10 protein-coding genes, 1 tRNA gene and 2 pseudogenes are annotated in these 12,097 nt (G+C 71.9%); 9 read left to right on the plus strand and 4 right to left on the minus strand.

Annotated features, from left to right (window positions below):
• Positions 1-247: 247 nt before the first annotated feature.
• The 3 genes from ABTY15_RS30850 to ABTY15_RS30860 all read left to right on the plus strand — a co-directional run bounded on the left by ABTY15_RS30850 (position 248) and on the right by ABTY15_RS30860 (position 1,557).
• On the plus strand, positions 248-829 hold the full coding sequence (locus ABTY15_RS30850) for a dihydrofolate reductase family protein (protein ID WP_350602418.1): 582 nt from the start codon (positions 248-250) through the stop codon (positions 827-829).
• Between the two features lie 70 nt (positions 830-899).
• Positions 900-1,160: a hypothetical protein gene (locus ABTY15_RS30855; RefSeq protein ID WP_350602420.1), complete on the plus strand. Its 261-nt coding sequence runs from the start codon at positions 900-902 to the stop codon at positions 1,158-1,160.
• A gap of 323 nt (positions 1,161-1,483) precedes the next feature.
• Positions 1,484-1,557: transfer RNA gene (locus tag ABTY15_RS30860), tRNA-Met, on the plus strand.
• Positions 1,558-1,939: 382 nt separating this feature from the next.
• Here the strand turns inward: ABTY15_RS30860 and ABTY15_RS30865 are convergent.
• Positions 1,940-2,647 carry a response regulator gene (locus ABTY15_RS30865; protein WP_350602421.1) on the minus strand — a complete coding sequence of 236 codons (708 nt, stop codon included), beginning with the start codon at positions 2,645-2,647 and terminating at the stop codon, positions 1,940-1,942.
• Positions 2,644-3,924 (minus strand): sensor histidine kinase, encoded by a 1,281-nt coding sequence (locus tag ABTY15_RS30870; protein WP_350602422.1) that lies wholly within the window; start codon positions 3,922-3,924, stop codon positions 2,644-2,646. The genes ABTY15_RS30865 and ABTY15_RS30870 overlap by 4 nt, the downstream gene beginning before the upstream one ends.
• A gap of 399 nt (positions 3,925-4,323) precedes the next feature.
• Between ABTY15_RS30870 and ABTY15_RS30875 the strand changes: the two genes are divergently transcribed.
• The 4 genes from ABTY15_RS30875 (at position 4,324) to ABTY15_RS30890 (ending at position 9,522) form a co-directional block, all read left to right on the plus strand.
• On the plus strand, positions 4,324-6,513 hold the full coding sequence (locus ABTY15_RS30875; RefSeq protein WP_350602423.1) for an MMPL family transporter: 2,190 nt from the start codon (positions 4,324-4,326) through the stop codon (positions 6,511-6,513).
• A 283-nt stretch (positions 6,514-6,796) separates the two neighbouring features.
• Positions 6,797-7,165, plus strand: a complete 369-nt coding sequence (locus ABTY15_RS30880; RefSeq protein ID WP_350602424.1) for a hypothetical protein — start codon at positions 6,797-6,799, stop codon at positions 7,163-7,165.
• A 367-nt stretch (positions 7,166-7,532) separates the two neighbouring features.
• Positions 7,533-9,080 (plus strand): phosphatidylinositol-specific phospholipase C domain-containing protein, encoded by a 1,548-nt coding sequence (locus tag ABTY15_RS30885; RefSeq protein ID WP_350602425.1) that lies wholly within the window; start codon positions 7,533-7,535, stop codon positions 9,078-9,080.
• 106 nt (positions 9,081-9,186) lie between these two features.
• On the plus strand, positions 9,187-9,522 hold the full coding sequence (locus ABTY15_RS30890; RefSeq protein WP_350602426.1) for a hypothetical protein: 336 nt from the start codon (positions 9,187-9,189) through the stop codon (positions 9,520-9,522).
• A 119-nt stretch (positions 9,523-9,641) separates the two neighbouring features.
• On the opposite strand, the pseudogene ABTY15_RS39895 reads toward ABTY15_RS30890, so the two are convergent.
• Positions 9,642-9,932 (minus strand): annotated as a pseudogene (locus ABTY15_RS39895) (helix-turn-helix domain-containing protein); the annotation flags it as partial.
• Between the two features lie 74 nt (positions 9,933-10,006).
• Between ABTY15_RS39895 and ABTY15_RS30900 the strand changes: the two are divergent.
• Positions 10,007-10,150: pseudogene (locus ABTY15_RS30900) on the plus strand (IS701 family transposase); the annotation flags it as partial.
• 409 nt (positions 10,151-10,559) lie between these two features.
• Entirely contained in the window at positions 10,560-11,009 is a 450-nt protein-coding gene (locus ABTY15_RS30905; RefSeq protein WP_350602432.1) for a nuclear transport factor 2 family protein, read from the plus strand.
• A gap of 372 nt (positions 11,010-11,381) precedes the next feature.
• Here the strand turns inward: ABTY15_RS30905 and ABTY15_RS30910 are convergent, their stop codons facing one another.
• On the minus strand, positions 11,382-12,056 hold the full coding sequence (locus ABTY15_RS30910; RefSeq protein WP_350602433.1) for a TetR/AcrR family transcriptional regulator: 675 nt from the start codon (positions 12,054-12,056) through the stop codon (positions 11,382-11,384).
• Positions 12,057-12,097 lie beyond the last annotated feature (41 nt).

The raw sequence follows: 12,097 nt of genomic DNA on the forward strand, positions 1-12,097 counted from the left end.
GTGCACCTGACACGGAGCGCGCGGCCTGCGCGCCCCAAGGCGCCCCCGGCGTCGGAGCACACCTCCTGCCAGCCCCTGACAGCTCGGTGCGTGCACGCCCTGATGGGTGGGGTACGGGTTCGGGGGGGTGCACCATGAGTAGATTGTCGATCGTCGTGGCGGCCGCCAACTTAAGGCCGTGGCAGTGGGAGGAGCGACAGCTCACGACACGGTAATTTGGGGCCATCCCAAGGCAGAGGAGCGCCCCATGGGCAAGGTGGTCATGTACAGCTCGGTGTCGGTGGACGGCTTCATCGCGGACGAGAACGACCAGCCCGGACCGCTATTCGACTGGTTGACCAACGGCGACGTCCCGTTGGACGAGAGCGGCGAGCTGAAGGTGTCGCAGACCTCCTACGACTACACCCAGCCGTACTGGGACCAGATCGGGGTGACAATCGCCGGCCGCCACGTCTTCGACCTGACGGACGGCTGGGACGGGAAGCCTCCGAGCGGGATCGACCACGTGGTCGTCGTGACGCACCGGCCGGCGCCCGAGGGCTGGGACCCCGAGGCGCCGTTTCACTTCGTCGACGGCGTCGAGGCAGCCATGGCCAAGGCGCAGGAGCTTGCGGGTGACCGCATCGTCGAGGTCGCCGCTGGCGACGTCGGTGGCCAGATACTTGCCGCGGGTCTGATCGACGAGGTGCGCATGGACGTCGTACCCGTCGTCCTCGGGTCCGGCAAGCGCTACTTCGGGTCGGTCCACGCGCAGCACCTGTTGGAGGATCCTGACGTGGTGATTCAGGGCAGCCGGGTGCTTCACCTGCGCTACCGGGTGCGCCGTTGACCGATCTGAGCGGGTACGCGAAGGAGTCCACTGCGAAGCCTCGGAGAGCTTCTGGCTGGCGCAGTCCAAGTTGCAGCAGGCGCTGGCGGACGCGAAGACGGCGGGCCTCACGGTGGCCGAGGACGGGACGGTCTCCTGGCCGGCTCCGAGTGCGGCCGAACGCCACGACCCGGGCTACGACACGCCGCAGAAGGCGCGAGCCATCTCCGACCGGATATCCCACGCGGTCGGCGAGGCGGACAACGCCGACGAGAAGATCTCCAAGGCGCTCGACGCCCTGACCCAGCGCGCCAAGACTGGCGCCGGCCTCAGCCTCGACAACGCCGTCTGACCACCGATCCCGATCTCCGGGATCTTCCAGTTGATGACTTTGTCGACGCCGGGGATGCGAGCAGCCTCGCTGAACTCGTTGGTCCGCGCCGTGACCACCTCCGGGCAAGCCTCCGCCTCACTCCAGCCGGGCGCGTGATAGTGGTTCGGGTAAACGCACAGGCTCGCCCCGAGGACTGTGTCGTCACCCATGTTCATCCGCCTGGTGATAGCGCTGTTCCGACCCTGGCTGACCAGGACGTGCGCACGCGATCCGCACCCGCCGTCCGGCTGGGGAGACCGATTTCGTATTGGAACGGTTGCCGCATAGGGTGGTGTCACCGGCGCGGGGTGGAGCAGCTCGGTAGCTCGCTGGGCTCATAACCCAGAGGTCGCAGGTTCAAATCCTGTCCCCGCTACTACCAAGGCCGGGGCCAGCGTACGAGTGCGCTGGCCCCGGCCTTGTCCGTTGGTCAGCTGCCGGACCGTGAAGCCGCCGTTGCCGGGGCAGGTCGGGCCAGGGTCGGCGATGTCGGGTCCGTGCCCGGGCCGCGGGCCCAGGGGTGCGGAGCAGCCGCTGCCGTCGGGATGGGAGCGGCGCCCGTCGCACCTGGTAGCCCTGCAGATGGCTACCGAGCCGGACAACACCGCGCTCTTTTCGCCCAGCCCGGACGGTAAGCCAGCCGCCCGGCCTCACTCCTTCCACCCTTTCTGCCCCGCCGTCCACAGCTCCGTCCACCCGCACGCCCTCCCGCCCCGGGAGCTCGCGGTCGACAAGGGCCCCCAGACAGGAAGCCCCCGCTACCCGCCTCCCGTGCGGGCGGTGACCAGGCCAGACTCGTAGGCCGCGATGACCGCCTGGGCGCGGTCCCGGACGTCGAGCTTGCCGAAGATGCTGGTGATGTAGTTCTTCACCGTCGACAGGCTGATGTCCAGGGCCCGGGCGATCTCGGTGTTGTCGAGGCCGGTGGCCATCAGCCGCCACACCTCGACCTCCCGGGGCGTCAGCCCGCCCGTGTCGGTGACCGGCGGTGGGGCGCCGACCGGGGCCCGGACGTAGGTGGAGATCAGCCGGGTGAGCAGGCGCGGGGCGACTACCGCCTCGCCGGCGTGGACGGTGCGGATCGCCGCGCCCAGTTCCTCCGGCGAGACGTCCTTGGGCAGGAACCCGTGGGCGCCGGCGCGCAGCGCGGCCACCACGTACTCGTCCATGTCGAAGGTGCTGAGGGCGAGGACTCGGCAGGAGGGGAGGATGCGGGCCAGCTCCCGGGTCGCGTCGACCCCGTCGAGCACGGGCATCCGGATGTCCATCACCACGACGTCGGGGCGCAGCAGGCGGGCTGCGGTGACGGCCTGCTCCCCGTTCTCGGCCTCGCCCACCACCTCGAAGGACGGGTCGGGGGAGAGGATCAGGGACAGGCCGCGCCGCACCAGCGGCTGGTCGTCCGCGATGAGGACCCGGATGCCCGGTGCCACCGCGCCCACCGGGCCGCCATCGTCCGACCTCACCGGGCCGTCGCCGTTCCGTGCTGGACGGCCGCGTCGGCCGTCTCCTCCGGGGCCAGTGGCAGGTCGGCCAGGACGGCGAAGCCGCCCTCCGGACGTGGTCCGGTCCGCAGGGTGCCGCCGTGCAGGGCGACGCGCTCGCGCATGCCGATCAGGCCGTACCCGCTCCGGCCGCCGGCCAGCACCGCCTCCTGCGGTGCGGCGCCGCCCGTGCCCGCCGTGCCCCCGTCGTCGCGCACCTCGACGGTGACCCGGTCCGGGTGGTACGCCAGGCGGACGGTCGCCCGGGCGGGGCCGGCGTACTTGCGGGCGTTGGTCAGGCCCTCCTGGACGATCCGGAACACGGTCAGGCCGACGGTCGGCGGCAGCGGGCGCCGGGGCCCGTCGACGACGAGCTCGGTCGGCAGCCCGGCCAGGCAGGACTCGTCCACCAGCCGGACCACCTCGTCCGCCCCGGGCTGGGGCGAGGGCGGGGCGGTGTCCGGTTCGTCGCCGGCCCGCAGGACGTCCAGGAGCTGGCGCATCTCCCGCAGGGCCAGTCGCCCGGAGGACTCCAGGGTGACCAGGGCGTCCCGGACCACCTCCGGGTGGGCGAGGTTGGCCCGGGCGCCGCCGGCCATCAGCTGCATGGTGGTGATGTGGTGCGCCACGATGTCGTGCAACTCCCGTGCGATGCGGCGGCGTTCGTCGGCCACCGCGCGGTCGGCCAGCAGTTTGCGGTTGGCCGCGACCTCCCGCTGCCAGCGCGCCACGGCGAGGCCGGCGCCGGCTACGAGCAGGGTGGAGCACGAGGTGCCGATGAGCGCCTGCCAGGAGGGGACGTGCAGGTGGCTCTGGCTCAGCGTGGTCAGCACCGTCGTCGCCGCCGCGGCGGCCGCCGTCACCGGGGCGGGGCGGGCCCGGGCGACCGAGTACAGGCCGACCGTCAGGACAGCGCCGAAGTGGGTGCTCGCCGGTGTGGACAGGTCGATCGCGGCCTCGACGGCCAGGATCACGGCGAGCGCCGGCACCGGGTGGCGGCGCCGGACGAGCAGCGGCAGGGCCGACAGCGCGACGAGGAGCAGGCCCGGCGGGGTCACCCGGCGTACCCCGTCCATCTCGCTGAAGAGCAGGTAGTTGAGCAGGTCGAGCGTGCAGGCGCCGGCGGCCACCAGCGCGTCGGTGTGGGTCCACGGCGCGCCGTCGGTCTCCGGCGGCGCGTCCGCCACTCCGCCGGGCCCCGGGCTCCCGCTCGCCCGGTGTGCCGGGTGCGCCGGGTCCGCCCCGAGTGCCGCGTCCATTGCGGGGCGCTGATGACCGCCCATGTCCGTTCCCCCTCCGTGCCCGGCCCGCGCCGCGCCTCACCGATGAGCCCTGACGAGCCCTGACGAGCCCCGACGAGCCCCGATGAGCCCGATCAGACCCTGTTTCCGACCCTGAACAGGCTCTGAACAGGCCCGATGACCCCATTCTGGCATCGGCCCACCCCGCCCCGGCATGGTCCCCACGGCCGATCACGGGGCCCGGACCAGGACCACGGTCCCAGGTCCGGGCCCGGCCGAGGATCTGGGGCCCCGGTGCGGATCGTCCGTCGCAGGGACGTCCGCGGCCCACCCCGGGTGATGGTCTGGAACCCGGCCGGGAACCCCCGGAGCCGAGACCGACCTTGCGGACGCTCGCGTCCACCGCCGGAGGAAACCGTGATCCGCGCACTGACCGGATACTCCACCAGGAACCCGTGGAAGGTGATCACCCTCTGGGTGATGCTGGGCATCTCCCTGGCCCTGCTGAGCCCGATGCTGCTCGCCCGCGTCACCCAGTCCCAGACCGGGGACTTCCTGCCCAAGAGCTACGACTCGGCCGCCGCGCTGCGGATCGCCGAGGAGAACTTCGGGATGAAGCCCGACGCCACCACGGTCACGGTGCTGGTCGCCAGGACCGACGGCCAGGCGCTCACCGCCGCCGACCAGCAGCGGGTCGAGGCCGAGGCGGCGAGGCTCGCCCAGCGCCGGGTCGTCATGCCCAGGAAGGACGACGAGCCGGCCTTCCTCGTGCCCGACCGGTCCCAGACCCCCCGGGTCGCCCCGGCCATGGTGGCGCCCGACCGCGGCTTCGAACTGCTCTCCGTCGAACTGACCGGCAACGCCGCGGATGAGGGCGTCCAGGGCGTCTACCGGGCGTTCCGGGACGCCACCCGGGCTCAGTTCGCCGACGCTGGGATGCGCACCGGGTTCACCGGGGGACTGGCCGACGCCGTGGACACCGCCGACTCCCACCGCACCGCCGCGACGGTCGGCAGCGCGCTCGTCATGGGGCTGATCGTCCTGCTCAACGTGCTGGTGTTCCGCAGCGTGGCGGCGGCCCTGCTGCCGCTGCTCGCCGTCGCCATGATCGGCAGCGTGGCCGGCGGAGCCGTGGCCGTCGCCGCGACGCTGACCGGCCTCAAGCTCGACGCCGGCACCCCCGGGCTGGTCTCCGTGGTCCTGCTCGGCATCGGCGTCGACTACCTGCTCTTCCTGCTCTTCCGCTTCCGCGAGCACCTGCGGGCCCGGCCCGAGCAGCCCGCCCGTGAAGCCGCCGCCCAGGTGACCGCCCGGGTGGGCACCGCGATCTCCTCGGCCGCGCTGACCATCGTCGCCGCCTTCGCCACCCTCGGCGTGGCCAGCTTCGGCCAGTTCCGCTCGCTCGGCCCGGCCATCGCCGTCGCCGTCCTGGTCATGCTGCTGGGCAGCCTCACCATGATGCCCGCCCTGCTCGCCGCCTGCGGCCGCGGCATGTTCTGGCCCTCCCGCAGCCTGCGCCGCCAGCTGGGCGAGGGCTTCGCCGCCCGCTTCGGCACGCTCGTCGCCCGGCGGCCGCTGCCGATGCTGCTCGCCGCCCTCGCCCTGCTCGGCGCGCTGGCCGCCGGGATGACCGGGATCCGGATGGACTACGGCCTCGGCGGCGCCGACGACCGGACCCCGGCCGCCGCCACCGCCGCCGAGATCTCCCGCACCCTGCCGGCCGGCGTCTCCGACCCGACGAGCGTCTACGTCGTCACCACGGACGGCACCACCCTCACCCCCGGCCGGCTCGACGGCCTCTCCCACGCCCTCACCCAGGTCGAGGGCGTCGGCAAGACGGGCAGCACCGTCCTCAACGGGGACCGGCGCGCCGCCCGGATCGACCTCTACCTGACCGCAGACCCGCAGAGCCAGCGCGCCCGCGACCTGGCCTCCGGCCCGGTCCGCGCCGCAGTCGCCGCCCACACACCCGCCGGGACCAGCGCCCACGTGGGCGGCACGGCGGCGATCTTCGCCGACATCTCCACCGCCGTCGACCACGACCTGGCAATCGTCTTCCCGGTCGCGGCCGCCCTGATCGCCCTGATCCTGCTGCTGCTCCTGCGCAGCCTGCTCGCCCCGCTGGTCCTGATGCTCTCGGTCGGGCTCGGCTTCGCCGCCACCCTCGGCGCCGCGACCCTGCTGTTCCAGCACGGGCTGGGCGAACCGGGCGTCAGCTTCACCCTCCCGCTGGTGCTGTTCCTGTTCGTCGTGGCGCTGGGCACCGACTACAACATCCTCATCACCGACCGGATCCGCGAGGAGATGCAGCGCCCCGGCCTGCCCCGCGCCGCCGTCGCCCGCGCCGTACGGCACACCACGCCCGCCATCGCCACGGCCGGCCTGGTCCTGGCCGGCTCCTTCGCGACCCTCGCCGCCACCCCGGGCAGCGAACAGGTCGCCTTCGCGCTGACGCTCGGCATCCTGCTCTCCGCCGTCGTCCTGTCCCTGGGCCTGGTGCCCGCCGTCGCCGCCCTGCTCGGCCGCGCCCTCTGGTGGCCGCTCCGCCCGGCCCGCCACCACCGGGCCGCGCCGACCCCGGAGCCGTACCGCGTCCCGGTGCCCTGACCGGCGAGCCGTTGGTACTCCAGTGAGAGTTCTCCATGTGTCCTGGTCAATGGCCTGGCGGTGCCCGGCACGCGATGGCGGTCAACGAGACCGTGCTCGCCTTTGTCCGGGGTGGCACCGTGCCGGACGCGGCGGGCGGGGTGGGCACCGTGACCGACTGGGCGACCGAGGTGGAGTCCCTGCTGCCCGGCGGGGGGGGGCAGGGTGCGCCCGGACGCGGTGTGGCAGGTCGTGGCGCCGGGCCTACCCGGGGCACACCCGCGTCGGGTATCCGCCGGTCGCCTTGGTCGTCACGGACGCCGGTCCGGTCGCGCTGGCCAACCGGCAGGAGGCGGTGGTCGACCTGTCCGCGGAGTGCTGGGACGGGCAGCAGTACACCGTGCACCGGGACGACAACGACGGAGACGGCTGGCACGAGTACGACGACGCCGTGCCCATCCTCGCGACCACCCTGGAACTCCTGGCCGAGCACGGCCCCCTCGGGCCGGTGTGGTGGCGCTTCGGCCGCGACGGACGGCACTTCCTGATCGAGGCGCTGGACAACCCGGACACTCGTCGAACGGCCGTGAGCAACCCGTTGTCCGCCCGGCGGGCCCTCGGCCTCGGCCCCGGCACGGGCCCGGGCCCTCGGCCCCAGCAGCGCCCCCAGTAGCCCCCAGTAGCTGCCCTGGAGCCACCTCGCCGCCGTCCCGGCCCCACCGGCTCACCCCGGACGCCCCACAGCCTGCCCGGCGGCCCGCCGGGCAGGCCGCCGACGCCTTCGCCGCGCTGCGCCACATCCGCGCCCCGGCCGCCGTCCTGGAGAACGCGCTTTACCACGCCCAGGCCCTCATCGAGCAGCCCCACGTCGGCCCGCTCCTCCTGGAGGCCGCCGAGGGCCTGGCCGCCGTCAGAACCTGCCTAGCCGCGACCGCTCACCGCCTCCTGAACCGACGTCGAAGTGCTGCCCGTTCTCGTGAACAGAGCTACACGCCCGGCCTCGGCCGTGCCTGCGGCCTTCCCCTCCCCGAAAGGTGGCCATGCCCCACACCTCCGCCACGTCCGCCCGCCCGGCCTGCGCCGCCCTGCGGCGCCTGCCCCGCCTGCGCCGCCTGACCCGGACGGCGATGGTGACCGCCGTCGCCACCCTCGCCCTGGCCGTGGCCCCGTTGGCCGTACCGCACGCCGCCCTGGCCGAGGGGACGGACAACCGCGACGCCTTCCAGAACCTCGGTTCGGCCGACCAGCAGGACTGGATGGGCAAGGTGGGGGCGACCACGCCGCTGACGGCGATGTCCATTCCCGGCACCCACGAGACGCTGGCCGTGCACGGGGGTTCCAGCGCCCAGACGCAGCAGGACTTCGGCGACAGCGCGGCGACGCTGTCCGCGCAGTTGGACCGTGGGATCCGCGCGGTCGATATCCGGGTCCGCATCATCAACGACAAGTTCGTGATCCACCACGGCCCCTTCTACCAGAACGCCAACTTCGACGACGTCCTGACCAAGGCGAAGGCCTTCCTCTCGGCCCACAAGGGCGAGACCCTCCTGATGCGGCTGCGGGCCGAGTGCGACGGCTCCATCGGCAGCTGCTCGGACGACCACCCGACGGCGAGCCACACGGCCCTCTTCGACGCCTACGCGAAGCAGTACGCGGGGCTGTTCTACAACAACGGCAAGCGCAGCGACCCGCCGACGCTGGGCCAGGCCCGCGGCAAGATCGTGCTGTCCGTCTTCAACGCCGACAACGGAGGCTCCTACGGCCTCAACGGCTTCTCGGACCACACCGAGGACACCTGGAACGCCACCGACGCCCCGGCCAAGTGGAGCCTGGTCAGCAAGAACCTCGCCGCGGCCGGATCGGCCCCCGCCAACCAGACCTTCGTGACCTACACCTCCGCGTCCCGGGCACCGTTCGACCTCGTCCCCTCCGAGTACGCGGGGGGCTACAGCGTCCTGCGCGGCAAGGACCTGGTCTGGGTCGACGGCGTCAACGTGCGGCTGATGAACTACCTCAACAACGACACCGCCAACCGCCGGCTGGGCATCGTCATGATGGACTACCCCGGCTGGGCGCTGGTGCACAACATCATCGCCCGCAACGCCTACTACGACGCCCGGGGCACCAGCCCGGCGATCTGGCTGGTCAAGCCTGACAAGACCTACGTGGACAGCAAGTACGGCCGGTGCATGACCCGCGGGCCCCAGTTCGACAGCTCCGGGCAGGGCGGTGTGGTGCAGCAGCGGGCCTGCCAGAGCAACCCGCCCAGCAGCCAGCAGTGGCAGGCCGCCTATCCGTCCACCTTCGACAGCCTGGGCTACTACTGGATCAAGGCCGCCAACGGCCAGTGCCTGACCGTCCCGTGGAACAACGGGACTCCGCCGTCGGCCGGGATGGAACTGTTCTGGTGGCCCTGTGAGACCCGCTGGATCTCCGACAACCAGATGTGGAACATCATGCCCACCAATCTCGCCAACCAGTCGGCCCTCCGGTTCATCAACAAGTGGACGAACCTGTGCCTGATGGTGGATCCGGCGACCGCCTCGCAGTCGGGCGGCAAGGTCGTCCTGGGCAACTGCCCGGCCTGACCGGACCACCCCGCCACCTGGCCCGACGCTGCACCGCGTCGGGCCGGGCCCGGCCGTTCGAGCCGTACACGGACACGGTTACCCACCTTTCGAGCGAGGGCCGGCAATGAACCGGAATTCGAGCTCGGCGTTGGACGACACGGCTGCACGTCGTTGGCGAACCGCCCGTGGGGCCGGCCGCGAAGGCCCCCTCCAGCCCCTCCACGCCGCCCTCGGCGACCACGACGGACCCCACGCCTACGCCCAGCACCGCCAAGCCCAACGCGCCCAGGAACAGGCCGACCAGGACGCCGCCGACCAACGCCGCGAACAACGCGAACTCCTCGCCACCGCCTGCCCCGGCTGCCACCGCACCGCCGATAAATACAAGAACCCCCGCTACGCCTCCGACGGCGAACACCTCTGCCACTTCTGCCAGCAGAAGGAGACCAAGGCCGTTTGAGGGGGGTCTTGTTCAGATGCGGGGTGGTGTGTGGGCTGGGGTTTTGTTGGTTGGGTGAGAACGGGGTTGGGGGTCATGGGTGGTGGGGGCTGAGGTTGTTGGGGGTTCGGTGAGTTTGAGTCCTCCCAGCCATGCGCCAGCGGCCCCTTCTCCAACTCCCGCTCCAGCTGAGCGAACTGTCGCTCGCCCAGCCGCGGTAGTGACTGAGGCCCCTTCGACTCCAGCGCCGCCGAGCCGCCTTCCCGCCAGGCCCGGCGCCACCGTTCGACCGATCGCACCGCGACCCTCAGGTCGCCGGCGATCATTCCGTTGCTGTCACCACGCTCGAACCGCTCGGCGGCATCAAGCCGCACCCGCTCCCGGCGCTGCTGTTCCTGGGCAGTGAACCCGCCCCCCTGTGCGTATCGCACAGCCAGGGCATACCCACCGATCGACAGCTCTCAGCACCTACGACAAGGCGAGTTCAACCTGAGTAGGTTGAGTCCGCGAGATGAAGCACGGCCTGGGTTTGGACCACTTCGAGGGCCGCACCTGGCGCGGCTGGCACCACCACGTCACCCTCGTCACCGCCGCCCACGCCTTCCTCACCCTCCGGCGCCTCGACCCAAAAGTCGAGACGTCGGCCTGACCTTCTACCGAGTCCTCGACGCCATCCAGGACCTGATACGGGCCTGGACCGGCGAATGCCCCACCTGCCGCCCAGGACCTCGCCGCCCGCGCCGCGGCTGACCACCCGGGCGGACGAGCCGATCCCTGCGGCGGCCGGGTCAAGCAGGCCGAGCGGTTCCTGCCCGTCGATACGGAACACAGGTCGTTCGACCTCGTACTCGCCCTTTCCCTCGCCCAGGACATGCCGCCCCTGCGGCGTCTCGGGCCTCGGAGCGCCCGACGCAGTGCGAACGGCCCGTCCGATGGGTGGGCCTGCAAGACGCAATCAACATGAGGCACCCCTCGGGTTTTGTGCTACTCTCAAAACATGAGGCGCCCCTCCATTTGATGTGGGGGTCTCGCCAGCCAGCACTGAAGGAGAAACCGCCATGGACATCCAGAACACCGTTCAGGCCGAGCTCACCGACGAACAGGCCGCGGCGGAGTACCGCAAGGCTGTGAAGAACAAGGCGGTCGTGCGGGCCGCGATCCGCGAGGTCGTCATCGGCAAGGACCCGGCCGCCGCCGAGCGCCTCTACGCCGAGGACTACGTCCAGCACGACCCGCAGGTGCCGGACGGGCGCGAGACCTTCGTCCAGCTGCTGCAGTCGTTCCCGCCGAACTTCAAGGTCGAGGAGGGCCTGACCGTCGCTGACGGCGACTTCGTGGTTTTTTACAACCGGGTCACGGGCTTTGGCCCCGAGCCGCTGATCGCGGCCGAGATCTTCCGCCTGGAGAACAGCAAGATCGTCGAGCGGTGGGCCGTCTACCAGCCGGACATGGACAAGACCGTCAGCGGGCACCCGCTCTTCACCCCGGACATGGCCGGCTCGCGCTGATCACCGTCACACGGATGTCCCCCGCGCCCCGAGGGCGTGGGGGGCATCGGTGTTTCCACCTCGCCGACGCTGAGCCGGAGTTCCGTAGGACCGGTCCTGGCCCCTTTGCTGGCTCTGGTCTCCGCCGCCGGCGGCCAGCGCGGGTTTGTGGCGAGAGACAGCGGAAGGCGCGGGCTGGGATGGCACGGCCCCTGCGCCCCCGCGTGACGTGCTTGTTGAGCGCCGCCCCGAACGCGGCATGCCACTTGACGTGTTGTGCCGCCCCGCCGCGGTGCTGTTCGCCGTCCGCTGTGAGGGCGGCAGTCCGCCGTGCAGGGATTCTCGGGCCGGGTGCGTCGTCGTGCGTGTGGTCCGGCGGCCGGCCGGGGCAACTCATCCGGTGCAGGAGCCGCCGAGGGTGGTCATGGCGCGGCTGACTTCGTCGGGCGTCATGGGGGGTTCGGACAAGGGGAGGGCCTTGTCGGCACGGAAGGCGTCGAGCATCAGGCCGAGGTGGCGGCGCCAGGCGTTGGGGGCGACGGTCCGGGTGGCCTGGATGATGCGGGCCTGGGACCAGATGAGGAAGGCGAGGTCCTCGGGGGTGGAGTCGGCGCGCAGGCTGCCCTGCTCCTGGGCGCGGGCGAAGATCTCGCAGGCCAGGTCGTAGGTGCGGTGGCGGACCTGCTCGGTGAGGGCTTCGGTGGGCAGGCGCATGGAGGCCAGGTCGTTGAACGCGCGGTCGCGCGCCTGCAGCTCGCAGAACTTCTCCAGGTAGGAGCAGAAGCCCTGCCAGGCGTCGTCCATGGCCAGGGCCTGCTCGCCGGCCGTGAGCCATTCCTGGAACTTCTCGGCGAACAGTTCCTCCACCAGGGCGACGCGGGTGGGGAAGTGCCGGTACAGCGTCCCGATGGCCACCCCGGCCTGGCGGGCGATGCCTTCCAGGGACGCGTCCAGTCCTTCTTCGGCGAAGGCGCCTCTGGCGGCGGCCAGGAGCGCGTCGCGGTTGCGCTGGGCGTCGCGGCGCAGCGGCTTGGCCGCCTGCGTGGTGGTTGTCGGCTGGTGTGGCATGCGTCCCATCCTATCAGCAACGTGAGGCATCCCTCCGATTC

Origin of the sequence: Kitasatospora sp. NPDC097643 (assembly GCF_040302625.1) — a bacterium.
Lineage (GTDB): Bacteria > Actinomycetota > Actinomycetes > Streptomycetales > Streptomycetaceae > Kitasatospora.

What these genes read in the sequence shown, in the direction of transcription:
- ABTY15_RS30890 (WP_350602426.1), top strand. Translation starts at nt 9,187, where the DNA reads ATGAACCGGAATTCGAGCTCGGCGTTGGACGACACGGCTGCACGTCGT.
- ABTY15_RS30870 (WP_350602422.1), bottom strand. Translation starts at nt 3,924, where the DNA reads ATGGACGCGGCACTCGGGGCGGACCCGGCGCACCCGGCACACCGGGCG.
- ABTY15_RS30905 (WP_350602432.1), top strand. Translation starts at nt 10,560, where the DNA reads ATGGACATCCAGAACACCGTTCAGGCCGAGCTCACCGACGAACAGGCC.
- ABTY15_RS30910 (WP_350602433.1), bottom strand. Translation starts at nt 12,056, where the DNA reads ATGCCACACCAGCCGACAACCACCACGCAGGCGGCCAAGCCGCTGCGC.
- ABTY15_RS30885 (WP_350602425.1), top strand. Translation starts at nt 7,533, where the DNA reads ATGCCCCACACCTCCGCCACGTCCGCCCGCCCGGCCTGCGCCGCCCTG.
- ABTY15_RS30850 (WP_350602418.1), top strand. Translation starts at nt 248, where the DNA reads ATGGGCAAGGTGGTCATGTACAGCTCGGTGTCGGTGGACGGCTTCATC.